This is a genomic window from Streptomyces sp. NPDC002643 (assembly GCF_053592555.1).
Genome location: NZ_JBSFVY010000018.1, coordinates 10,511 through 33,621 on the forward strand (window position 1 = coordinate 10,511; position 23,111 = coordinate 33,621).

Below are 23,111 nucleotides of genomic sequence, written 5' to 3' on the forward strand. Positions count from 1 at the left end.
CGGATGACCCCGCCGTCGCACTGGCGGTTGGTGCGGCCCCGGCTGATGAGGGCGATGAACATACCGACGATCGGGGGGTCCGGCACGGCCCGCCCGAGCGGTCAGGAGGGGTTGGGGCTACGGGAGCTTGATGAGGGTGTAGTCGTCGCAGTATCCGGCCGCGGAACCGGCGTTCTTGTAGCAGTAGACGGCGGCCGAGGTGGCGGAGGCGCCCGTGGTGAAGAAGATCGGCTGCTGGGCGTAGGACGCGGCCGAGGTCCGCAGATACGTTTCCGTACCGCCGAAGCTCTTCACGCCGACCGCCACTTCCTCACCCGCGGTGGCCACCTTGGCCCAGCCGGCCAGCAGGTAGGTGCCGCTGGAGCCGAGGCCGCTCACCGTCTGCTGGGCACCGCTGGCGCTGTTCCCGGTCTTCAGGGCGTAGGTGCCGGAGCGGGGGTTGGAGGCGACCACGCTGGACGCCGTACCCGTGCTCTGTCCCCACGGCGACAGCGCGCCGGTCTCGAAGCCCGGGTTGGTGACCGGGTTGGTGGCGGACGACAGGCGCTCGACCGCGAGGTCGTCGCAGTTGCCGGAGCCTGTGCCGCCGGTGTTCTTCCAGCAGTAGATCAGCGCGGAGGTGTTCGAACCGCCGGTCGTGAACACCACGGCCGCCTGGGAGTACGACGAGGTGGCCACGTTGGTGAACGTCTCCGTGCCGCCGTAGTTCTTGACGCCGATCGCGAGGGTTTCCCCGGCGTTGGCGACCTTGGCCCAGCCGGTGAGCAGATACGTGGTGTTGGGGCTGAGGCCGGTGATGTTCTGGTTGGCGCCGCTGCCGCTGGCCTGGGTGGTCAGCGCGTAGGTGCCGGTGCGGGCGCCCGAGGAGGTGACCGAGGGGGCCGCTCCGCTGTTGGTCCAGGGGCTCATCGCGCCCGACTCGAAGCCCGCGTTGTTGGCGAGGTTGCCGCCGGTGCCGTTGTAGGCGCCGATGTTGGGCGCGGCCGTCGCCGAGACGGTGTTGCCGAAGGCGTCCTTGCCACCGTTGTCGCTGATCACGGTGCCGGCCCGGATCACGGGGGAGGAGGGGTGGACCTGGTAGGCGTCCATGCCGGTGTACGTGGACGAGGAGTCGGCGTTGCCCGGGTTGCGGAACTGCGGGTCCGTCGTGACCTTGACCGTGTCGGCGGGCTCGGAGGAGGGGTGGTTGCCGTAGTAGAGGTTGTTGGACCAGATGGAACCGCCGGTGGTGGTGAAGTAGCCGCCGGTGCCGTAGTTGAAGACCGCGTTGTTCTGGAAGACCAGCCGTCCGGTGACGCTGCTGCCCCTGCGGGAGTAGAGGATCGGGGTGTTCAGGCCGCTCTGGTTGACGTAGATGGTGTTGTTGTAGATGTTCGGGTAGGCGACCGCGCTGCCGCTCTTGTTGGGGATGTTGCCGACGAAGTGGAAGACGCCGGTGCCGTGGGTCGGGGTGCCGGCCATGGGGCAGCCCTCGTTGGTGCCGTCGTTCTCGCTGATGTTGTAGCGGATCACCGTGCCGTCGCTGGGGACGGTCGAGGTGGGCTCGTTGGCGATGGTGAAGGGCGGCATCACCAGCATGAAGCCGCCGATGTTCTGGTGGCTGTAGTTGTACTGGAACGTGGTGTTGTGGTTGCCCCAGTCCACGTCGAAGCCGGTGCCGTCGGCGCCGTCCACGTGGCAGTAGACCTCGTTGTTCTGGACCACGGTGTCGTTGCTGCCGGACATCCAGATACCGGCCGAGGCGCGGTTGCAGTACTGGCCCGACGGTGGGCAGTCCTCCTTCGCGCCGCCGTAGCCGGCCTTGTTGCCCTCGATCAGGGCGCCGTCGTTCTTGACGACGAGGATGTCGTCGGCGCCGCTGTAGGTGATCGTGTTGTCGCGGATGACCGTGTTGGTGGTCTGGTTGGTGCCCTCGCCGTCCCCGTCCGGGGTGACGGCGACGGCTATGCGGTCGACGTGGTCGAAGGTGTTGTCCTCGATCACCACGTCGTCCCAGGTGGATGCCGGGGTGGTGTGGTTGGTCTGGACGCCGACGCCCGCGTTCGTGGCGTACCAGCCGCCCGAGTAGCCGCTGATGTGGTGGATGTTCATGTCGTGCACCCGGATGTGGTGCAGGACGCCGCCGGAGGCGTTCTCGGCGAGGACGCCGGAGCGGTAGTTCGGGGAGGAGGCGGCGTTGGTCAGCTCCAGGCCGCCGATCTCCCAGTACTCCTGGTTGAGCAGGTGGATGACCGGGCCGGTGGCGCCCTGGGCGTCGATCTTCGGCTTGGCGCCGGTGCCGTAGGACCCCATGGTGATCGGGCTGCCGGAGGCGCCCGATCCGCCGGGGGCGACCTGGCCGGTGCAGGTGGTGCCCGCGGCGAAGAGGATGCTGTCGCCCGGGCCGAAGGTGGTGTTGTTGACGCCGGTCACCGAGTTCCAGGGGCTGGACTGGGTGCCGTTGCCGTTGGTGGACGCCGAACAGTTCACGTAGTAGGTGGTGGCCGCCGCCAGCGCGACATGGGCCGGGACCATGACCGCTCCCGCCATGGTGGCGAGCAGGGTCAGAACACGTGCCGCCCGGCGGACCGGACGTGACGGTCTGCGACGCTTCATCGCGACGCTCCTTGCTGGGTGATCGAGTCCCCCGCGTCGCGGAGCGCGACACGGGTCTTCCTGCACCGGGCGGGTCGCACCGAGGCGGACCCGCCCGGAACCTGCGGCCGCTTCCCTAGCCGGGGAGCGAGTTCAGGGCGGATGTTTCGAGGACGGAGGCATGGCGCATGCCCGTCGGCAGGGCCAGGGAGACCGGCTCCCAGTCCACGCCGTCCTTGCTGCGGGCCGCGCCGTATCTCCCCTCAAGGAAGTGGTCGAAGATCATGACGAGTTCGTCGCCCCGGCGGAAGAACGACGGTCCCTCCACCACGGGAGGAGTGACCGGTCCGCGCACGGCGGAGAACGGACCGCCGGGGGTGCCGAAGGCCGCCAGGTGGATGTCCTTGTGCGCGGTGCCGAGGTCGTTGGAGCCCCGCTCGTCCTTGAACGCCATCAGGAATCCCCCGCCGTCGACCTCCCGCACGGTGGCGTCGATGACCGAGTGACCGGGGTCGAAGAAGACGGCCGGGGCCGAGAAGGTCCGGAAGTCCGCTGTCGAGCAGTGCCAGATGCGGTGGTTCTGGCTGTTGTGCTCGAAGTCGCGGCCCTCCGCCGTGGCCCCGGGCTCGACGACCGACGACCAGATGAGGTGGTACAGCCCGCTGGCCCGGTCCAGGAAGAACTCCGGGGCCCAGGCGTTGAGGGCGCCCTCCACACCGGCCATCACGGGGAGCAGCCGCTGCTCGGACCAGTCGATCAGGTCGGCCGAGGTGGCGTGGACGATATACGGGCTGGTCCAGCCGTCGGTGGCCAGCAGATGGAACAGCCCGTCCGGGCCCGTGCCGATGAACGGGTCCCGCAGCCTGCCGGTGCCCACCGTGCCCCGCAGCACCGGCAGGCCGTCGTTGACCGGGGTGAACACCTCGCCGTCGAGGCTGTGGGCCAGATGCAGCGCCTCGTCGGCGTCGGTGAAGTAGGAGACCACGTACATCGGTGGGGGGTCCTTCCAGGACTACGGAACCAGGGGGCACGGGACTGCCGGGCTTGGGGCGTCGTCGCCGAGAGGTGTCAGGGCGCGACGGGACAGCCGTACGACGGCGCGGGACGGCCGACGTCAGCGGGCGAACCGGTGGAGGGCGAACCGGTGGAGGGCGAACCAGCAGGCGGGGGTCAGGACTTGACGGCGCCGGCGGACATGCCGGCCACCACATGGCGCTGCAGGAAGATGAAGACCAGCAGCAGGGGCGCGACACCCAGCAGGGCGGCGGGGAACAGGGTGGTCGGCTGCACCGTGTGCGGGTCGAGGAAGGCGTACGCGTTCACCATGACCGTGCGCTTGCCGGGGTCCTGCAGGAAGACCAGCGGGATGACCAGGTCGTTCCAGACCTGGATGCAGACGAACGTCAGCAGGGTGCTGGTGATCGGGCGCAGCAGCGGCAGGATGATGACGAAGAACGTACGGAACGCCCCGCAGCCGTCCAGCGCGGCGGCCTCCTCCAGGTCCACCGGGATCGACCGGATGAAGCTGGTGTAGAAGAACACCGCGACCGGCAGGAACATCGCGGTGTAGACGAAGACCACGCCCGCGTAGCTGTCCAGCAGGTTCAGGTCCCGCATCAGCAGGTACAGCGGCGCCACCACGACGAAGACCGGTACCGAGGTGCCCAGGATGAACAGCCGGTACGCCCAGGTCGACCAGCCCTGGGTGATACGGGCCAGGGGGTAGCTGGCCGCGGAGCCGAGCACGGTGATGGCCAGGCACGACAGCCCCGTGATGAGCAGCGTGTTGAGCGCGCTGCGCCCGTAGTGGATCTGACTGAAGGCGTCGGAGAAGTTCTTCAGCGTCAGCGAGTCGGGGAAGCCCAGCGGGGACTGGGCCACGTCCGCCGCGGTGCGCAGCGAGGTGACGACGGTGAACAGGAACGGCAGGACGAACACCAGCACGCCGAGGCAGAGGAGCACGGTGCCGAGCGGGCCGCCGACGCGGCGGACGAGACCGGGCCGCGCGGGCCCGCCGTCGACCGGGGGTGCGGGGGGCACGGGCCGGTGGGCCGTCTTCGAGGGAAGGGTGTTGGAAGTCATGGTTGGCTCGCCCGTCAGATTCGGCGCTCGCGCAGGCGCAGCAGTGAGGAGGTGGCGCTGGACAGGACGACCACGGTCACCAGGAGCAGGACGGAGACGGCGACGCCGAAGGCGAACTTCCCGCCGCCGAACACGTTCCGGTAGACCAGCGTGGTCAGGGTCTCGGTGGCTCCGGCCGGGCCGCCGTTGGTGAGCACCAGGGGGAACTCGAAGACCTTGAGCGAGCCGATGAGACTGAGGGTCACGTTCACGGTCAGCGAGGGCGCCAGCATCGGCCACTCCACGCTGCGGAAACGCTGCCAGCCACTCGCGCCGTCGACCGCGGCGGCGTCGAGGAGTTCGGTGGGCACGCTCATGTAGCCGGCCAGGAAGATGGCGCACGAGTAGCCCGCGAACATCCAGATGTTGACGCCCGCCACCGCGTACAGGGCGGTGGAGGTGTCCCCGAGCCACACATGTTCGAGCGAGTCCAGGCCGAACGCGCCGAGCAGGGCGTTGATGCCGCCGTCCGGGGCGTAGAGGTACGACCAGATGAAGGCCGCCATCACCGGGGAGACCAGGGTGGGGGTCAGCAGTACCACGCTGAGCGTCTTGCGGACCTTGGGCCGACGGAAGAGCATGCTCGCGAAGAGCAGGCCGAGACCGTTCTGTGCGACGACGACGACGGCGGCGTACACGATGGTGTGCCACAGGGCCGCGGTGACGTCCGGGTCGTCGGCCATGGCACGGTACTGCTCCGTGCCGACGAAGTTGGCGACGGGTCCGCCGAGGCTGTCGGTCATGCTCAGATAGACGCCTCGGACCAGCGGGTACAGCATGAACGTGCCGTACACGGCGATCGCCGGGAGCAGGAAGGCGGCCATGGTGGCGCGCCGTCGATGGAACACGGGGAATCCTCCTCTTGCCCGGAAGTGCCGTGGCGAGGGCTCCCAGGGAGCCACCCTTCGCCCCCGCCACGGCTGACCGGGAGGTGCCGGACTACTTGGCGGACGCGGCGCTCTGGATGTCCTTCAGGGTCTGCGCGGCGGACGACTTGCCCAGCAGATAGGACTGGATCTTCGAGCCGGTCTCGGTCTCGGCGGCCGCGGCGTACCAGGAGTTGGACGGGAGGATGCGGTAGCGCCCCTCCTCGAAGGCCGTGGTGAAGGCCGTCGTCGAGTCGTTCTTGGGAGTCGTGCCGCCGGTGAACGGCGACTGCGCGTTCTCCGCCTCCAGGAACTTGGCCAGGTTCTCGTTCTGCGACCAGAAGTCGACGTACTTGCGCGCTGCCTCGCCCTGCTCCGACTGGGAGTTGACCGCCCACATCGTGCCGGAGAACAGCATGCTGTTGGGCTTGGTGCCCTTGTCACCGCCCGGCCAGGGCGCGAAGGAGACGGGGAAGCCGGCCTTCTCGATGTTGGAGACCTGCCAGGCGCCCTGGTACCAGAAGGCGCTCTTGCCGGCGCTGAAGTTCTGCGGGCCCTGCGACCACTCGTCGACGCCGAGTTCGTTCTTCCAGTCGATGTACCCCTTGTCCTCCAGGGTCTTCAGCTGCTCCAGCGACTCCTTCCAGTCCGGGTCGAAGGAGGCCTTGCCGGCGGTGAAGTCGGCGTCCCACTGCTTGTTCTTCTGGTAGACGCGGGTCGAACCGGCCGCCTGGAAGACGGAGCCGCCGGTCCAGGCACTCTTGTCGGGCAGCGAGATGGGGGTGATGCCGGCCTTCTTGACCTTGCCGAGCACCTCCAGGAACGTCGGCCAGTCGGCCGGGACCTCGGTGACGCCGGCCTTCTTCAGCAGGTCCATGTTGGCGTACAGGCCGATGCCGATCAGCTCCATCGGCATGGCGAGGGTCTTGCCGTCGGCCTCGGCGAAGGGCTTGGCGTCGGGGGCTATCCGGCTCGCCCATGCCTCGTCGGACAGATCGGCGAGGTAGCCCGAGGCGCCCCACTTCTTCATCTTGTCCGTGTCGACCATGATCACGTCGCCCGCCTTGCCACCGAGCAGTTCGGGCTGGAGCTTCTGGACGTAGGTGTCGTTCGCGGTGATGTACTCGAAGTCGATCTTGATGTTGGGGTTGGCCTTCTCGAAGGCCTTGTTGATCTCCGCGACGTTCGCGGGCTCCGCGCCGCCGCCCTTCCACGCCTCGACGTGGAGGGTCACCTTGCCGTCGCCGGAGGAGGAGTCGGACGACTCGCCTCCGCACGCGGCCAGTGACATCGCCATGGCGACGGCCGTGGCGGTGACCGCGATTCGTCTCCCGGAACGCTTCATTGCACACCTCACCCAAGGTCGGTACAGGCCGACTTGATCTCTGTGAACGGATTTGACGTAGCCGGTCGGCTTCCGTGCGGGTACGGCACTGAATAGGTGCGGAACATGCGGGTCGACCGGAGTTGCGGTGAACGTTACGTGTTGATGGCGGGGACTGTAACGCAAAACTTAGGCGACATCTATGCGTAACTTTCGGTGACTGATCTACTGCGCTTCGCGAGACTTGCCATCCCTGTTCAGGTGGGGTTTCTTTTACGCCGAGCGAGCCTTATCGTTATAGTTTCCCGGAGGTTTCCGTGAAGCTTTGGCGACTGATCCCCTAGGAGTGGGAGAGTGGGCGCGGCTTCAGACGGACAGACGGAGGGGAGTTGGGGTGACAGGGCGGGTGACCATCGCTCAGGTGGCCGGGGAGGCCGGCGTCTCCGCGATGACGGTGTCCAACGTGATGAACGGCAAGCCGGGGGCCTCCGAGGAGACCCGCCGCCGTGTCATGGAGGTCGCCGAACGGCTGGGCTATCGGCCCAATGTCTCGGCCCGCAACCTCAAGGCCGGCCGCAGCGGGCTCATCGGCCTCATCGCCCTGGACCTGACGAGCCAGTACGGACTGGAGATCCTGCGCGGCGTCGCCGACGAACTCGCCGACGCCGAACAGGAGTTGCTGGTCAACGCCTCGTACCACGACGCGGTGCGGGAGAAGGACCGGATCGAGTTCCTCGGGCGGGGCCTGGTCGACGGTGTGCTGCTGATCGCACCCGTCCTGGAGGACGAGACGGTCAAACTGCTGCGCCGGCGGAACCTCCCCTGTGTCGTCATCGACCCACGCCGCATGGACGTGGCGCTGCCCCGGCTGACCGTCGACAACTACACCGGCATGCGTGTCGGCACCCGGCATCTGATCGACCTGGGCCACACCCGCATCGCCTATCTGCGAGGCGAGGAGGACCTGGAGAGCTCATCCGTACGCTTCCAGGGCTTCGAGGACGCGATGCGGCTCGCCGGACTTTCGGTCGACCCGCGACTTGTCGCCACCTGCGACTTCTCCTACGCCTGCGGATTTCGCACCGCGACCCGTCTGATCACCGACCACGGCCCCACGGCGATCGTCGCCGGCGCCGACCTGATGGCCCTCGGCGCGGTCGACGCCGCCCGGGCGCTCGGCCTCGACGTGCCCGCCGACTTCTCCGTCGTCGGCTTCGACGACCTCCCCCAGGCGGCGCAGAGCTTCCCCGGCCTTACCACCGTGCGACAGCCGCTTCATGACATGGGTCAGAAGGCGGCTCGCGCGCTGCTGTCCCTCATCGAAGGGCAGAAACTGCTCATGGAGCACATGGAGGTCGCCACCGAACTGGTCCTGCGCAACTCCACGGCCCCGCCGCGGGACGACGCCGTACGGGAAGTCGCCGGGCAGCGGGCCGTCAGCTCACCGGAGTGAGGAAGGCCGGCACCGAGGCGCCCTCGTCCCGGTACATGTCGAAGATTCAGTAGGCGCTCGGGGCGACGGCCCGGGTGCAGACGTCGAAGGCGAGGCTGCCATCCCGGGGACCTTGCCGGCAGACCGCCTGGAAGCCAGCACAAGGCGTTGGACGGACTGGTGTTGCCGGGAATCCGGCGGGTGATGTGCCCTCGTCGTTCCGGACGGGCTACGACTTGGCTTTGACCAGCCCGGCGTCGTACGCCGTGATCACGGCCTGGACGCGGTCGCGGGCGCCGAGCTTGGCGAGAACGCGACCCACGTGCTTCTTGACGGTGGACTCGGTGAGGACGAGCCGTTCGGCGATCTCCGCGTTCGTCCAGCCCTGGCCGATGGCCACCAGGACCTCGCGTTCGCGATCGGTGAGGGCCTGCAGGCGGGGGTCCTCCGCGGCGGGGGCGCCGACGGGAGCGAGGGCCTGGTGGGTGTAGGCGTCCAGCAGACGGCGGGTGAGGCGGGGGGCCACGACGGCGTCGCCGATGGCGACAGCATGGATACCGGCGACAAGCTCCTCGGGGCGGGCGTCCTTGAGCAGGAAGCCGCTGGCGCCGGCCCGCAGACCTTCGTAGGCGTACTCGTCGAGGTCGAAGGTGGTGACGATGAGGACGCGGGTGCGGCCGCCGGAGGCGATGATGCGGCGGGTGGCCTCGATGCCGTCCATGCCGGGCATACGGATGTCCATGAGGACGACGTCGGGGCGGAGTTCGGCGGCCAGGCGAACGGCCGCGGCGCCGTGCTCGGCCTCGCCGACCGCGTCCAGGCCCGGGGTGCCCTCGATGAGCATACGGACCCCCATGCGCTGGAGGGGCTGGTCGTCCGCGATGAGCACGGTGGTCATGGGAGGGGCACTCCTGGGGCCAAAGGGGCGGGTGCGGGCGGTGCGTCGAGTTCCACGTCCACGAGCCAGCCGTGCGTGGTGGGGCGGGGACCGATCGTGACGGTCGCGTTGTACATCGCCGCCCGTTGCCTGATGCCGACCAAGCCGTGTCCGGAGTCTTCGCTCTCGTGGCCGGGGGCCGCCGGGCCGTCCGCCCCCGGCGGTGCTCCGGTGTCGGCGACCGTCACCTTCACCCTGCCCGCGTGGGCGGTCACGGTGACCTCGGCGGCGGAGCCGACGCCCGCGTGCTTGAGGGTGTTGGTCAGCGACTCCTGGACGATGCGGTACACGGTGAGCTGAACGCCGTCGCCCAGTGCGTCGAGATCCCCGGTGGTGCGGTAGACGACGGTGAGCCCGGCGGCGCGTACCCGCGACAGCAGGGCGTCCAGATCCCGGAAACCCGGCTGCGGATTGAGCATCCGGACGTTCTCGTGGTCTCGCTCCTCCCGCAGGACGCCCAGGACGCGGCGGAGTTCGTCCATGGCCTGGCGTCCCGTGTCGCCGAGGATGCGCAGAGCCTCGGCGGACCGCTCGCCCCGGTTGGCGGCGAGGACCGCGGCGCCGTCGGCGACGCTGACCATCACCGAGAGGTTGTGGCCGACGATGTCGTGCATCTCGCGGGCGACCCGGGAGCGTTCGGCGGCGGCGGTCAGCCGGACGCGCTGGTCGCGTTCGATCTCCAGACGCGCGGCCCGGTCCTCCAGGGCGTCCAGATACATCCTGCGGATACGCAGGGTCAGGCCGAGGGCAATCGCCGCCGTCGCCGTCCCCAGCAGGAAGAAGAGGCCGAGTACCGGGCGCTCCACGGGCGCCAGGACACTGACCGCCAGCGTCAGCTCGGCGGCCGTCAGCGCGGCGGCCCAACCCAGGACCCGCAAGGAGCCGTACAGGGCCAGGGCGTACAGCGCGACGAGGGCGCTGATGCCCGTCTGCTGCCACACCCCCAGCGACCACTGGGCGAGCGAGACCAGCGCGATGACGAAGTAGGTGACTGCCGGGGCTCTGCGGCGCCACCACAGCGGCACGATGAACGCGGCGGCGAAGGCGATCATGACGCCGGTCGGCAGGTCGGCGCGGTCGGCTGTCGCCCCGAAGGGCCCGTGGCCGTCCGGGGAGATCAGGTCGGGCAGGCTGATCAGGGCGACGACGACCACGACCGCGGTGTCCAGCAGCCAGGGATGCCTGCGGTCCAGTCGCTGACGCCGGCTCTGGCCGCGCATCATACGGCCGAGGAGAGGGTGCGCCCAGGCGGCGTCGAGCCCGGGGGACGGCGAGGTCGCCGTCCCCCGGGCGGTGTCGGCGGCTGCTGCCGCGCGGCGCGAGGTCATGATTCCCATTGTCCTCGAAGCGGCGGGTCAGGCGTCCGTCTTGACGAGTCGGACGGCCGCACCGACGAGGGTCAGGGCCACCCAGCCGGCGAAGACCGCGAGACCCGCTCCTGGCGAGAGGGCGTCGGAGGACTCGTTCAGGGCGTAGATCGCCGACCCCGCGTTGCTGGGGAAGTAGGGGTTGACGCTGTCGTACAGCGAGTCGGGCAGCAGCGAGGCGAGGCCGGGCAGGATCAGCAGGATGCCGACCAGGACCGCGATCGCTCCGGCGGAGGAGCGCAGCAGCACGCCCAGGGCGACACCGAACACGGCGACCAGGCCGAGGTAGACGCCCGCGCCGGCCAGGCTGCGCAGCACACCGTCGTCGCTCAGGGAGAGCGCGATCTTCTCGCCCTCCAGGCCGAGGGTGCCCAGCTGGAACGCGGCCAGCGCGCCCACGGTGGTGACGACCAGGGCGATGGGCCCGATCACGGCGGCCTTGGACCACAGGACGGGCAGCCGTCGCGGTACCGCGGCGAGGGTGGAGCGGATCATGCCGGTGCTGTACTCGCCCGCGGACAGCAGCACCCCGAGCACGCCCACGGCCAGGGAGGCGAAGGTCACGCCGAGCAGGGCCAGGCTGACCGCGTCCTGGGGGCCGGAGTCGCCCGGACCGCTGCCGGGTGCGTTCGTGGCCGTGTCGGGGCTGTAGGTGGCGGAGGCGATGGCCCCCAGAGCGATGACGAGGGCGACGGCGACGGCCAAAGTGATCCAGCTGGAGCGCAGCGACCAGAACTTGGCCCACTCCGAACGCAGCACCCGCAGGCCGGTCACCTTGTAGGCGGGCTTGGTGGCCGCTTCCTTCGGAGCCGGGGCCACGGAAAGCGTGGTGGTGGTCATCAGGCGGCCTTTCGTTCGGTGCCGGCGGGAGCGCTCTGGTACTCCACGGCGTCATGGGTGAGTTGCATGAAGGCCTCCTCCAGGGAGACGGCCTGCGGGGTGAGTTCGTGCAGGGCGATCCCGTGCTGGGCGGCGATCGCCCCGATCTCCCGGGCGTCCCGTCCGGTGACCACCAGTTCCTCGGCGGAGGAGGAGCTGATGGTGACGTCCGGGCCGGCCAGCAGCGAACGCAGCCGTATGGCCTCGGTGGTGCAGACCTTCACGCCCGAGCCGCCGGCCTCCCGGGTGAAGTCCTCGACCGTGGTGTCGGCGAGCAGCCGTCCGCGTCCGATGATCACGAGGTGGTCGGCGATCAGCGCGGTCTCGCTCATCAGGTGCGAGGAGAGCATCACGGCCCGGCCCTCGTCGGCCAGCGCCCGCAGCAGGTTGCGTACCCACAGCACGCCCTCGGGGTCCAGGCCGTTGACCGGTTCGTCGAGCATGACGATCTCCGGGTCGCCGAGCAGGGCCGAGGCGATGCCGAGCCGCTGCCCCATGCCGAGCGAGAAGGCGCCCACCCGCTTGCCCGCCACGCTGGTCAGTCCGGCCAGTTCGATGACCTCGTCGACCCGGCGGCGCGGAATGCCGTGGGTGTGGGCCAGCGCCATGAGGTGGTTGCGCGCGGTGCGCCCCGGGTGGACGGACTTGGCCTCCAGCAGGGTGCCTATCTCCTGCAGCGGTGCGGCGTGCCTGCCGTACGACTTGCCGCCCACGGTGACCTTGCCCTCGGTGGGGGAGTCCAGGCCGACGATCATGCGCATGGTCGTGGACTTGCCCGCACCGTTGGGGCCCAGGAAGCCGGTCACCTCACCAGGCTTGACGGTGAAGCTCAGGTGGTCGACGACCGTCTTGTCGCCGTACCGCTTCGTCAGCTCACGGGCTTCGATCATGGGTGTGGGCCTTCCTCGACTGGAACACGGCCGCTGCCGGGTGGCGACCTCTGCGTAAGACGCTACGAGAGCGACCGGCACCGGTCCTGGGACCACGGGGGACACTTCGGTGGCCGAGTGGTACCGCGGTACCACGGGGCAGCCCGTGTCGGTCCTCCGCAAGGGTGACCCGAAGGACGCCGGTAGGCAGCGTCTTGTGCGGAGGCGGAGCCGGTGGAGAGGGCCGAGGCGACCACGGCCGTCCGAGCGCGGAGGACGCGGAGGACACCGTCACACCGATGTCGACGTCCTGGGCGCTGCCGGACAGACCGATCTGTCGGCATACGCCGCCGTATCGGAAGGTGCTACGCACGTCGGTCGTCCGGGTTCGTCGGCCGGCGGACGGCGTTCCTTCGAGGACCGGTGGAGTGCGTCCATGTCGAGTGCGGGCCGGGGCAGGGGGGGGAGGCGCTGTCGTGATCGCTTCGCATGCCGTCCAGGATCAGGGGGAAGTCGGTCGGGCCGATGCCGTCGCGGAGCCGGCCGTCCCGCTGGGCGCGGGTGAAGACGGCCGCGACCATGGGGTGAGGTTCGTCCCGGGCCGCGGCCGGCCGGAGCCTGCCGCCCGCGCCGCGCAGGAGGACGTCGCGCAGTCCGCGGTTCGCCGCCAGGACCTGCCCGGAGAGGTCGTCGCCGCGCGGCCGGGAGCTGCTCCTGGCCGTCGCTCTCCTGACCGTCGTCTTCACGGCGCTCGGTCCGGTCACCGGGGGGAGGAGGCACGAGGCCCGGCACTGCCCCGGATGGACACGGCCGCCGTCGCCGCTCGCGGAGGCCGCCCGTTCACCACCCCACCGGACGACGGATCGTGACCGAGGGTCTGGTCCCGTGCGGCGGGCGAGACGCGTCCGGTGGCCTGCCCGCCCCTCCCGGCGGTGCGGGACGGGACGGACCGGCTCCGGTGCCCGCCCGGCTCACACGTCGAGCAGGTCCCGTGTCCGTACCGGGCCCCCCGACTCGAAGGACCGGTTCGCGGCCAGGCCCGTGACCAGTGAGCGGGCCCCGTCGGTGGCGTCTGCCGCCCTCCCCAGCGGGTCGGGCGCGGGCTCGCCGAACAGGTCCGCGAGCATCCTTACGTCACCGCCGCCGTGGCCGCCCTCGCCGGTGGGCACCTTGAGTTCGCGCGGCGGCTCCCAGAACCGACGCAGCATCAGCTCCGTACGCCCCGCCGTGTCGCCCACCGACTCCCCGTGCAGCACCGCGCTGTCGCCCGGCACGGCCACTTCGGACCGGGTCCAGGTCGATTCCTCGACGAGCAGTTCGAGCCGCCCCTCGCTGCCGTTGAAGGCGATCCGGTATCCCTCCCAGGGGGCGTACGCGGTCAGGTGGTACGTGAGGGTGGCGCCGGAGGCGTAGCGCACCAGAACCGCCATGTCGTCCTCGATCGTCACTCCCGGTCCGAAGACGTTCTGGTCGCGGTGATAGCCGTCCTCGGCCTCCGCGTCCAGGTACAGCGCGGTGAGCAGTGGTGAGTCGGCCAGCCGTACGGCGAAGGGGTCGTCCGCCGCCGCGGGGGAGCCGTGTGCCCGGGCGTAGTCACGGGCCAGGCCACGGCGTGCGCCGGCCTCGTCGCCGTAGAAGAACAGCCCGCCCTGGGCGTACACGGTTTCGGGTTCGGTGCCCAGCCACCAGTTGACGAGGTCGAAGTGGTGCGTGGCCTTGTGCACCATGAGACCGCCGGAGTTGGCCTTCTCGCGGTGCCAGCGCCGGAAGTAGTCGGCGCCGTGCCGCAGATCGAGCAGCCACTCGAAGTGCACCGACCCGACCTCGCCGATCTCCCCGGCCGCGATCAGCTCGCGCACGGTCGAATGCACCGGGTTGTAGCGGTAGTTGAAAGCGACCCGTACCTCGCGGCCGGTGCGCCGCCGGGCGTCGAGGATACGGCGGGCGCGGTCGGCGTCCGTCGTCATCGGCTTCTCGGTGACCACGTCGCAGCCGGCCTCCAGGGCCTGGACGATGTAGTGGTCGTGGGTGCGGTCGACGGTGCAGACGACGACGAGGTCGACGCGTTCGCGGCGCAGCATCCGTGTGAAGTCCTCGGCGGCGTACGTGGGTACGCGGGCGCCGATCCAGTCGTTGTGCACGGCCATTCTGTGCGGGTTGACATCGCAGAAGCCGACCAGGTCGATCCGGTCCGCGTAGGGACCGGCGAGCGCCTGGGCGAAGAGCCGGGCGCGGGCGCCCAGTCCCACCACGGCGCAGCGGCGGCGTGCGGTGTCGGCAGGCATGTGTTCTCCGTTCAGTTCGCGGACATCTCGGGGGAGGGAAGGGAGGGGAACGGGGGCAGGGGGCGCCACGTGTCGACGGCCGTGGCGGCGAGGGCGAGCGGTCCGAGGGCGACGAGCAGCAGAACGGGGGACATGGCCACCAGCGCGGCGGCCGCGACGGCGGAACCCGCCAGCAGCACGGGCACGAGCGGCTGTTGGGGCATCGAGCGGAACGCCGAGGCGACGACCGCCCGCCACGCGGTCCCCTCGCGCCAGCCGGCCGCACACCGCAGCCCGAGGGCCGCCACCAGTGAACTCGCCGCGGCCACGGGGAAGCCCATGCCGGGACCGCGCGCCTCCAGGGCCATGGCGTCCAGCCACAGCAACGCCAGCACCCCCGTCGGCACCAGCCAGACCGCGCGCCCCGAGCGCAGCACCCGGCGCAGTGCCGCCAGCAGGATCGCCGGCGTCACGCCCGGACCGCCCCTGGCCTGCTCGCGCAGCACCGCGCAACCGGCGACGAACGCCGGGAACGCGGTGAGAACGGGCAGCGAGCACAGGATGAGGAACACGCCGAGCAGCAGGCAGTCCGCGAAGAGGGGGAACCAGGAGCGTCGCATGTCGTCGTACCCCTATCCCTTGAGGCCGGAGGTCTGGACGCCCTCGACCAGCAGACGCTGGAAGGCGAAGAAGAACAGCATCACCGGCACGAGCGTCAGCACGGACATCGCGAACATCGGGCCGAAGGCGGCGCTGCCGGACTGGTCGACGAACAGGTTGAGACCCAGTTGCAGGGTGTAGGTGTCCGGGTCGGCGAGATACATCAGCTGGGGGAGGAAGTCGTTCCAGCTCCAGATGAACGAGAAGATCGTCGTGGTGACCAGGGCGGGTTTGAGCAGCGGCAGGATGACGTGCCAGAAGGTGCGGTACGGGCCGCAGCCGTCGAGGAGCGCCGCCTCGTCCAGCTCGCGCGGCAGCGAGCGGATGAACTGGACGATCAGGAAGACGAAGAACGCCTCGGTGGCCAGGAACTTCGGCAGGATCAGCGGCAGATACGTACCGACCATGCCGAGCTTCTGGAAGATGATGTACTGCGGGATCAGCACCACGTGCAGCGGCAGCATGAGCGTGCCGATCATCAGCGCGAAGTAGAGGCCGCGGCCCCGGAACCGCAGCCGTGCGAAGGCGTAGGCGGCCAGCGAGCAGGAGACCACGTTGCCGACGACCGTCCCGGCCGAGACCAGCAGCGAATTGGCGAACATCCGCCACAGCGAGATGCCGCTCACCCCGTCGATGGCGTTGGTGTAGTTGCCCGGAGTGAAGACCTGCGGGATCGGGCTCAGGTTGGAGATGATCTCGGTGCCGGACTTCACCGACGCGGTGAGCAGCCACAGCACCGGATAGAGCAGTACCAGGCCGATCGCCACGCAGACGACATGCCACAGCGCCGAACGCATCGGTCCTGCGGGCGAGTTGGAGGCGGGGACCGAGACCGGGGGCGGGGGTGCCGTGGTCGTCACGACGCGTCCTCCTGTCCGTAGTGGACCCACATGCGGGAGGTGCGGAAGACGAGCGCGGTGACCAGCGCGATCACGATCAGCAGCACCCACGCCATCGCGGAGGCGTATCCCATGTGGAAGTTGGTGAAGGCCTGTTCGTACAGGTAGAGGGAGTACAGCAGAGTCGAGTCGGCCGGCCCGCCGGCGCCGTCGCTGATGACGAAGGCGGAGGTGAACGACTGGAAGGAGTTGATGATCTCCAGGACCAGGTTGAAGAAGAGGACCGGGGACAGCATCGGCAGGGTGATGGAGAGGAAGGTGCGTGTCCGGCTCGCCCCGTCGAGCGAGGCAGCCTCGTACAGCTCCCTCGGTATCTGCTTCAGCCCGGCGAGGAAGATCACCATGGGGGCGCCGAACTGCCAGACGGTCAGCGTGATCAGCGGGTACAGCGCGTAGTCCGGGTTGTCGGTGAAGCCGCCGAGATGGATGCCGAACGAGCTCAGGGTCTTGTCGCTGAAACCGTCGGTGGCGAACAGCGACCGCCACACGAGCGCGACGCTGACGCTGGCGCCCAGCAGTGACGGAGCGTAGAACGCGGCTCGGTACAGGCCGACTCCGCGCCGGACCCTGTTCAGCAGCAATGCCACGGCGAGTGCGACCGCCAGCTTGAGCGGGGCGCTGATGAGGACGTATTCGAGGGTGACGCCGATGGAGGCGAGGAAGCGGTCGTCCTCCAGCATGTAGCGGTAGTTGGCGAGGCCCACCCACTTCGGCGACGTGAACAGGCCGTAGTCGGTGAACGACAGATACAGGGAGGCGAGCATCGGCCCCACGGTCAGCGCGATCATGCCGATCAGCCAGGGCGTGAGGAACACGTGTGCCGACAGGCCCTGTGAACGACGGCGCGGGACTGGGGCATTGGCGTCGGTGGCGCCGCCGCGCGGGCGGGGCAGAGGTCGGGGCGGGGCGGTCGCCTGGGCCATCGGGGGCTGCTCCTCCACGTTGAGGATGGATGACGGCGGCAACGTTTGCATGGGTGGTCGGACTCACGCAAGAGTCAAGGACATGCCTGATTGTTCGGCCCTCTCCATTGACTCGGGCCCGTTGCCGAGCGTAGCTTCCGGGCCAATTGGAAACAGAGTGGGAACGTTTGCAGCCGTTCCCCGATCACCACCCGACCCACCGAGCGAAGGGCCGCCGATGTCCCCGATGCGCCGACCCCGTGTCCTGCCCTCGCCCTCACGCCGTCAGGTGCTCGCCTCACTGGGCGCCCTCGGTCTGGGCGCCGCCGTCGCGGGATGCGGCACCGAGGACGCCTCGGCCGACGGCGAGGTGACCCTCAACTTCCAGTGGTGGGGTGGTGACGAGCGCAACCTGGCGACCCAGAAGGCGGTCGAGCTCTTCGAGCGGCGCCATCCGAGGATCAAGGTCTCGGTGTCCTTCACCGGGTACGACAAGTACTTCCAGCGGCTGGCCGCCCAGGTGGCCGCGGGCACCGGCCCGGACGTGCTGCAGATGGACTACTACCAACTGCGCGACTACTCCGCCAATGGCCTGATCGCCAACCTCAGCGGGCCCGACTTCTCCGGCATCGACGTCAGCGGCATCCCCGAGGTCTATGTGGACGCGGACCGGCTGGACGGCGACATATGGGCGGTGCCCACGGGGATCTCCAGCCAGGCCCTGCTCGTGGACCCGAAGATCTGGCAGAAGGCCGGAGGACTCCCGAAGCCCGGCTGGACCTGGGACGACCTCATCGAGGACGTCGGCCCCGCCCTGCGCAAGGCAGCCCCCGACCGCTATCCGCTCACCGACTTCGGCCGCTACAGCGAGACCTTCGACCTCTGGCTCAACCAGCGCGGCAAGTCCCTGTACACGAAGGGCGGTTCGCTCGGCTTCACCCAGGCCGACCTCACCGCCTTCTGGGAACTGACCGCCCGGCTGCGCGACAAGAAGGTCTTCACCCCGCCCAACCTCACCGCCTCCTACGACGGCAACACCTCCAACTCCCTGCTGGTACGAAAGATCTCCACCGCCGAGTTCAACCTCACCGGCACCGTCATGCCCTACTTCGAGGCCTACGGCGACATCGACCTCGTTCCCTTCCCCACCGCCTCCTCCAGCGCCCCGCTGGGCCTGACCGCGGGGCCGGGAATGATGTGCGTACGCCAGAGCAGCACGCACAAACGCGAGGCCGCGCAGCTGATCGACTTCCTGCTCAACGACCCGGACGCGGGCAGCGCCCTCGGCGTGGTGCGCGGACTGCCGCCGAACCGGCAGATCCTGAACCGCATCGCCCCGCAGCTCAGCAAGGGCGACCGGACGGTGTACGAGTACGTCAGCTCGCTGGAGAAGCGGTTCCTCCCGATGTCGATCCCCCCGTCCGGCTCCGACGAGGACAAGCTGCAGTTCCGGCGGTTCAACGAGGACGTCCTGTTCGGGAACAAGACGGTACGGGAGGCGGCGGCCGAGATGTTCGAGAAGTACAACAGCACCGTCCCCAAGGGCTGACTCTCGCACCGCGGCCCGCCGGAAGGCACTCACACATGATCATCCAGGAACTGCGCGTCACCCCCGTGGCCTTCGCCGACCCCCCGCTGCTCAACGCCGACGGCGTGCACCAGCCCCATGTGCTGCGCGCCGTCGTCGAACTCGTGGTCGGCGACGGCCGGGGCGGCGAGGTGACCGGCCTCGGTGAATGCGCCGGACACGCCTGGCAGCTGGACTGGCTGGAGCTGGTCGGCTCCCGTCTGCCCGGCACCAGTGTGTACGAGACGGGACGCCTGGCCCAGCTGGTGCGGGAGCTGCTGTCCGGACGGGCGGACAGCGTCGACTACGGGCCCGACGCGCCCTGGCGACGCTGGGCCGGCCGCGCCGACCCGCCCGAGTCACGCGGACCGGCACCCGTTCCCGCGCCCGCCTTCGACATACGGCGTGTGTACTCGGCGCTGGAGGTGGCGTGCCTGGACGCGCAGGGTCGGCTGGCGGGCGTACCCGTCGTGGATCTGCTGGGCGGCCGGGTCCGGGACACGGTGCCCTACAGCGGCTATCTGTTCTACAAGTGGGCCGGGCATCCGGGCGCGGCCGCCGACGAGTGGGGCGAGGCCCTCACCCCGGACGGCGTCGTGGCCCAGGCCAGGCGCATGGTCGACCGCTACGGCTTCCGTTCCCTCAAACTCAAGGGCGGGGTGTTCGCGCCGGACGAGGAGATCGCCGCGCTGCGTGCGCTGCGGGCCGAGTTCCCCGGCCACCCGCTCCGCCTCGACCCCAACGCGGCCTGGACCCTGCCGACCGCCCTGGCGGCGGTCGGCGAGTTGGAGGGCATCCTCGAATACCTGGAGGACCCGGTGGCCGGCGTCGAGGACATGGCCGCCGTCGCCGCGCGGACCCCGCTTCCCCTCGCCACCAACATGTGTGTGACCTCGCTGGAGCACATACGCCCCGCCGTGGAACGCGGCGCCGTACGGATCGTGCTCGGCGACCACCACATCTGGGGCGGCCTGCGGGCCGGCGTCGCGCTCGGGGATGTCTGCCGGGCCGTCGGCTGGGGGCTGTCCATGCACTCCAACTCCCACCTCGGGATCAGCCTCGCCGCCATGACCCACGCGGCGGCGGCCACGGCCGGGCTCGACCACGCCTGTGACACGCACTACCCGTGGAACGCGGCGGAGGACGTCGTGGTGCCGGGCGCGCTGTCGTTCACCGACGGCTCGGTCCCGATCCCGCGGGGCCCAGGCCTCGGCGTCGAACTCGACCGCGCCGCCCTGGACCGGCTGCACGCGGTGTATCGGTCCCTGGGGCGTGAGCACCGCGACGACACCGCCTACCTGCGGAGCGTGCGGCCGGAGTTCGATTCGGCGATGCCCCGCTGGTAGGCCCGAAGCCCTTCACGGGGCGGGCGCGTTCAACGCCGCTCGATCGCCGCCGTCGATCCCCGCACCACGAGATGCGTCGGCAGCACCCGCTGCAAGGGCTGGGAGTCCTCTCCCGCGGGTGTTCCCAGGATGCGGAACAGCAGGTCCACCGCCGCCCGGGCCGCCTGCGCCTTGGGTACGCCGACGGTGGTCAGCGGCGGAGCGGCCATCCCGGCGAGGGCGATGTCGTCGCAGCCGACCACACTCATCTCGTCCGGCACCCGGACCCCACGAGCGGTGAAGCGGCTGATCAGGCCGAACGCGACGATGTCGTTGAAGGCCACCACCGCGCTGGCGCCGCTGGCCAGTACCACGTCGGCGGCGCCCGTGATACCTCCGTCGAAGTGGGGGGCGACGCTGCCGACGTGGATGATCTCGACCTTGCCGGAGCCCGCCATGGCCTCGATGCCGGCGGCCCGCTCCTGGGCCGTCCAGGTACTGCGGGGGCCGCCCACGTAGGCGATCCGACGATGGCCGAGGGCGTGCAGGTGGGTGAGGGCGTCGGTCATGCCCTCGACCATGTCGGCGGTGACGCCGGCGAAGCCCGGCTCCTTGCGGTGCAGCAGCACGATCGGCTTCTGGGTGAGCTGGTCCAGGGAACGCAGTTCCTCGCTGCTCAGGTGCGGGGCGCACAGCACGATGCCGTCCACCTCCGGAGCCATCGTGCGGATCGCGTCCAGCTCCAGGCCCTCGTCCCGCTCGGCGTCGCTGACGAACACGGCGTGGCCGAGGCCCCGGGCGCGGGCCTGCGCTCCCTTGCAGATGTCTGCGAAGAACGGGTTGAGCAGATCGGGGACGATGACCCCCACATGGCCCGTACGGCCGGTGATGAGGCCGCGGGCGGCGCGGTTCGGCTGGTAGCCGAGCCGGTCGGCGGCGGCCTGGACCCGCTCCCGGGTGACCGCGCTGACCGTCCCACCCGGATCGAGCGCCCGGGACACCGTGGACGGGGAGACCCCGGCCGCCTTCGCAACTTCTCGAATCGTCACCTGCACGTGCCGAGGTTTACACCCCTGCCCATGAGCGTCAATCACACGGTCGCCGGGGGCCGCGTCCACCGGAAAGCCCAGCCGGCGGGGACGCGAGGGCGGCCCACGGGATGCCGTACCTCATGCGGACCGCCTCACTCTGTGCCCGGTACCTCCCGCACCAGGCCGGGCCAGATCGCCTCGTTCACCGGGATTCCGAGGAACTCGCCGGTGGGCTTGATCGCGCCGAGCGTCAGGACGTCCGGTGACGGCCCCTGGGCCGGGTCGCGCACATCCTGTACCTCGCCCCGCCGCGGCTGCTCCCGGGACTCCTGCCCGCACGCGAGAGTCGATACGGCCCGCCGGTCATCCGGCGGGCCGTATCAGTGGGGGGAGGGAGGGCATGGGCCGGGTCCTACATGTGGACGACGGGTGCCGCGTCGGGGTTGTGGACGGGGACGCCGCGCCGGTAGAGGAGGACGCTGATGACGAGGCCGGCGACGAAGAAGGCGGCGGACCACCAGTAGGCGGTGGAGTAGCCCTCCAGGCCGGCCTGGGCGAGGACCATGGGGTCCTTGGGGTTCTTGCCGTCGATGTAGTTGGTGACGGCACTGGAGAACAGGGTGTTGAGCAGGGCCGTACCGAGGGAGCCGCCGACCTGCTGCATGGTGTTGACGGCGGCGGAGGCGACGCCGGAGTCCTCGGCGGCGACACCGTCGGTGGCCAGGCTCATGGCGGGGGCCATGATCAGGCCCATGCCGAGGCCGGCCACGATCAGCGGGGGCAGGATGTGGGCGGCGTAGGAGCTGCCCAGGTCGAGGCCGGTCAGCCAGACCATGCCGGCCGCCGCGACGCCCATGCCCAGCGGGACGACCGGCTTGGGGCCGAAGCGGGGGATGAGTGAGGTGGTGGCGAGGGTGGAGGTCACCATGAGCGCGGCGATCATGGGCAGGAAGGCCAGGCCGGTCTCGATGGGGGTGTAGCCGAGGGTCTGCTGGAGGTAGTAGGTGAGGAAGAGGAAGACGCCGAACATGGCGGCGCCGATGATCAGGACGGAGATGAAGGAGGCGCCGCGGTTGCGGTCCAGCAGGATGCGCAGGGGCAGCAGCGGGTGCGCGGCCTTGGTCTGCCACCAGGTGAACGCGGCCAGCAGGACGGCTCCGACGACCAGGAAGCCCCAGGTCTGCGGGGAGCTCCAGTCGTGGCTCTCGGCGTTGGAGAAGCCGTAGACCAGGCAGAACAGACCGCTGCCGACGAGGATGGCGCCCGGGACGTCGATCTTGGCCGTCTTGTCGCGGGAGGTGCGCTGGAGCAGGATCGCACCGCCGATGAAGGCCGCGGCGGCGAAGACGAGGTTGACGTAGAGGGTCCAGCGCCAGTCGAGGTACTCGGTCAGCACGCCGCCGAGCAGCAGGCCGACGGCGCCGCCGGCGCCGGCGATCGCGCCGTAGACGCCGAAGGCCTTGGCGCGTTCCTTGGCGTCGGTGAACGTCACGGTCAGCAGGGACAGCGCGGCGGGTGCGAGGAGCGCGCCGAACAAGCCCTGGCCGGCGCGGGCGACGATGAGCATCTCGAAGCTGGTGGCGGCGCCGCCCAGGGCGGACATGCCGGCGAAGCCGACCAGGCCGACGAGGAACGTCATCTTGCGGCCGAAGAGGTCGGCTATGCGTCCGCCGAGGAGCAGCAGGCTGCCGAAGGCGAGCGCGTAGGCGGTGACGACCCACTGCCGGTCGCCGTCGGAGAAGCCCAGGTCCTGCTGGGCCGAGGGCAGCGCGATGTTCACGATGGTCGCGTCCAGCACCACCATCAGCTGGGCCAGGCCGATGACGACGAGGATCCACCAGCGATGGGGAGGCGGTGCTTCCGCGGACGGGGGTACTGGCAGGGTGGGTGTGTCAGTCGCGGTGTGGGACATGACGAGACTCCATAAGTGGTGGCAGAGGAAATGTGGGTGGTGCGAGGCGGGACGGCTGCTTCGTCGGAGTCCGTCACCTGGTCCTGTCGGCGTGGTGACCGATGAGTCGGCCGGTCAGGCGCCTGACGCTCGGCTGAGCGTGGCCATGGGTCCGGCGACAGTTTGTGTGGTCGGCGATCGAG

Annotated in this window: 20 protein-coding genes; 3 read left to right on the plus strand and 17 right to left on the minus strand. The window is 69.9% G+C overall.

The annotated features are described in order from the left end of the window. Window positions 1–117: 117 nt before the first annotated feature. From ACWD4G_RS26200 to ACWD4G_RS26220, 5 genes are all read right to left on the minus strand, one after another. Complete coding sequence (locus ACWD4G_RS26200; RefSeq protein ID WP_451297433.1) at window positions 118–2,595, minus strand: carbohydrate binding domain-containing protein; 2,478 nt, start codon at window positions 2,593–2,595, stop codon at window positions 118–120. Between the two features lie 115 nt (window positions 2,596–2,710). Further along, on the minus strand, window positions 2,711–3,565 hold the full coding sequence (locus ACWD4G_RS26205) for a glycoside hydrolase family 43 protein (RefSeq protein ID WP_451297435.1): 855 nt from the start codon (window positions 3,563–3,565) through the stop codon (window positions 2,711–2,713). Between the two features lie 179 nt (window positions 3,566–3,744). Then, window positions 3,745–4,656, minus strand: a complete 912-nt coding sequence (locus tag ACWD4G_RS26210) for a carbohydrate ABC transporter permease (RefSeq protein ID WP_451297437.1) — start codon at window positions 4,654–4,656, stop codon at window positions 3,745–3,747. A gap of 14 nt (window positions 4,657–4,670) precedes the next feature. Further along, window positions 4,671–5,543, minus strand: a complete 873-nt coding sequence (locus tag ACWD4G_RS26215) for a carbohydrate ABC transporter permease (protein ID WP_451297439.1) — start codon at window positions 5,541–5,543, stop codon at window positions 4,671–4,673. Window positions 5,544–5,634: 91 nt separating this feature from the next. Further along, window positions 5,635–6,906, minus strand: coding sequence for an ABC transporter substrate-binding protein (locus tag ACWD4G_RS26220; RefSeq protein WP_451297441.1), 1,272 nt, complete (start codon window positions 6,904–6,906; stop codon window positions 5,635–5,637). 385 nt (window positions 6,907–7,291) lie between these two features. On the opposite strand from ACWD4G_RS26220, the gene ACWD4G_RS26225 reads away from it, so the two are divergent. Further along, window positions 7,292–8,338: a LacI family DNA-binding transcriptional regulator gene (locus tag ACWD4G_RS26225; protein WP_451297443.1), complete on the plus strand. Its 1,047-nt coding sequence runs from the start codon at window positions 7,292–7,294 to the stop codon at window positions 8,336–8,338. 208 nt (window positions 8,339–8,546) lie between these two features. On the opposite strand, the gene ACWD4G_RS26230 is transcribed toward ACWD4G_RS26225, so the two are convergent. The 9 genes from ACWD4G_RS26230 to ACWD4G_RS26270 form a co-directional block, all read right to left on the minus strand. Then, window positions 8,547–9,215: a response regulator gene (locus tag ACWD4G_RS26230; protein WP_451297445.1), complete on the minus strand. Its 669-nt coding sequence runs from the start codon at window positions 9,213–9,215 to the stop codon at window positions 8,547–8,549. Then, window positions 9,212–10,582 carry a sensor histidine kinase gene (locus tag ACWD4G_RS26235; protein ID WP_451297447.1) on the minus strand — a complete coding sequence of 457 codons (1,371 nt, stop codon included), beginning with the start codon at window positions 10,580–10,582 and terminating at the stop codon, window positions 9,212–9,214. The genes ACWD4G_RS26230 and ACWD4G_RS26235 overlap by 4 nt, the downstream gene beginning before the upstream one ends. Before the next feature lie 27 nt (window positions 10,583–10,609). Further along, window positions 10,610–11,461, minus strand: a complete 852-nt coding sequence (locus ACWD4G_RS26240; RefSeq protein WP_451297449.1) for an ABC transporter permease — start codon at window positions 11,459–11,461, stop codon at window positions 10,610–10,612. Beyond that, the gene (locus ACWD4G_RS26245; RefSeq protein WP_451297451.1) at window positions 11,461–12,390 is read right to left on the minus strand and encodes an ABC transporter ATP-binding protein; all 930 of its coding nucleotides are present in this window, start codon (window positions 12,388–12,390) and stop codon (window positions 11,461–11,463) included. Before ACWD4G_RS26245 ends, ACWD4G_RS26240 begins: the two co-directional genes overlap by 1 nt. A 344-nt stretch (window positions 12,391–12,734) precedes the next feature. Then, window positions 12,735–13,133, minus strand: a complete 399-nt coding sequence (locus ACWD4G_RS26250; RefSeq protein ID WP_451297453.1) for a hypothetical protein — start codon at window positions 13,131–13,133, stop codon at window positions 12,735–12,737. Window positions 13,134–13,340: 207 nt separating this feature from the next. Then, complete coding sequence (locus tag ACWD4G_RS26255; RefSeq protein WP_451297455.1) at window positions 13,341–14,654, minus strand: Gfo/Idh/MocA family protein; 1,314 nt, start codon at window positions 14,652–14,654, stop codon at window positions 13,341–13,343. 11 nt (window positions 14,655–14,665) lie between these two features. After that, window positions 14,666–15,253 (minus strand): hypothetical protein, encoded by a 588-nt coding sequence (locus ACWD4G_RS26260; RefSeq protein ID WP_451297457.1) that lies wholly within the window; start codon window positions 15,251–15,253, stop codon window positions 14,666–14,668. A gap of 12 nt (window positions 15,254–15,265) precedes the next feature. Next, window positions 15,266–16,090: a carbohydrate ABC transporter permease gene (locus tag ACWD4G_RS26265; protein WP_451297760.1), complete on the minus strand. Its 825-nt coding sequence runs from the start codon at window positions 16,088–16,090 to the stop codon at window positions 15,266–15,268. Between the two features lie 59 nt (window positions 16,091–16,149). Beyond that, window positions 16,150–17,115: a carbohydrate ABC transporter permease gene (locus tag ACWD4G_RS26270; protein WP_451297459.1), complete on the minus strand. Its 966-nt coding sequence runs from the start codon at window positions 17,113–17,115 to the stop codon at window positions 16,150–16,152. Between the two features lie 226 nt (window positions 17,116–17,341). Between ACWD4G_RS26270 and ACWD4G_RS26275 the strand changes: the two genes are divergently transcribed. Both ACWD4G_RS26275 and ACWD4G_RS26280 read left to right on the plus strand, forming a co-directional pair. Continuing rightward, the gene (locus ACWD4G_RS26275) at window positions 17,342–18,643 is read left to right on the plus strand and encodes an ABC transporter substrate-binding protein (protein WP_451297461.1); all 1,302 of its coding nucleotides are present in this window, start codon (window positions 17,342–17,344) and stop codon (window positions 18,641–18,643) included. A gap of 35 nt (window positions 18,644–18,678) precedes the next feature. Beyond that, window positions 18,679–20,007: an enolase C-terminal domain-like protein gene (locus ACWD4G_RS26280; protein WP_451297463.1), complete on the plus strand. Its 1,329-nt coding sequence runs from the start codon at window positions 18,679–18,681 to the stop codon at window positions 20,005–20,007. Between the two features lie 29 nt (window positions 20,008–20,036). Here ACWD4G_RS26280 and ACWD4G_RS26285 read toward each other — a convergent pair whose 3' ends face one another. From ACWD4G_RS26285 to ACWD4G_RS26295, 3 genes are all read right to left on the minus strand, one after another. Then, complete coding sequence (locus ACWD4G_RS26285) at window positions 20,037–21,041, minus strand: LacI family DNA-binding transcriptional regulator (protein ID WP_451297465.1); 1,005 nt, start codon at window positions 21,039–21,041, stop codon at window positions 20,037–20,039. Window positions 21,042–21,169: 128 nt separating this feature from the next. Then, the gene (locus ACWD4G_RS26290; RefSeq protein WP_451297467.1) at window positions 21,170–21,307 is read right to left on the minus strand and encodes a hypothetical protein; all 138 of its coding nucleotides are present in this window, start codon (window positions 21,305–21,307) and stop codon (window positions 21,170–21,172) included. A 122-nt stretch (window positions 21,308–21,429) separates the two neighbouring features. Next, a complete protein-coding gene (locus ACWD4G_RS26295) occupies window positions 21,430–22,929 on the minus strand; it encodes an MFS transporter (protein WP_451297469.1) in 1,500 nt (499 codons plus the stop codon). Window positions 22,930–23,111 lie beyond the last annotated feature (182 nt).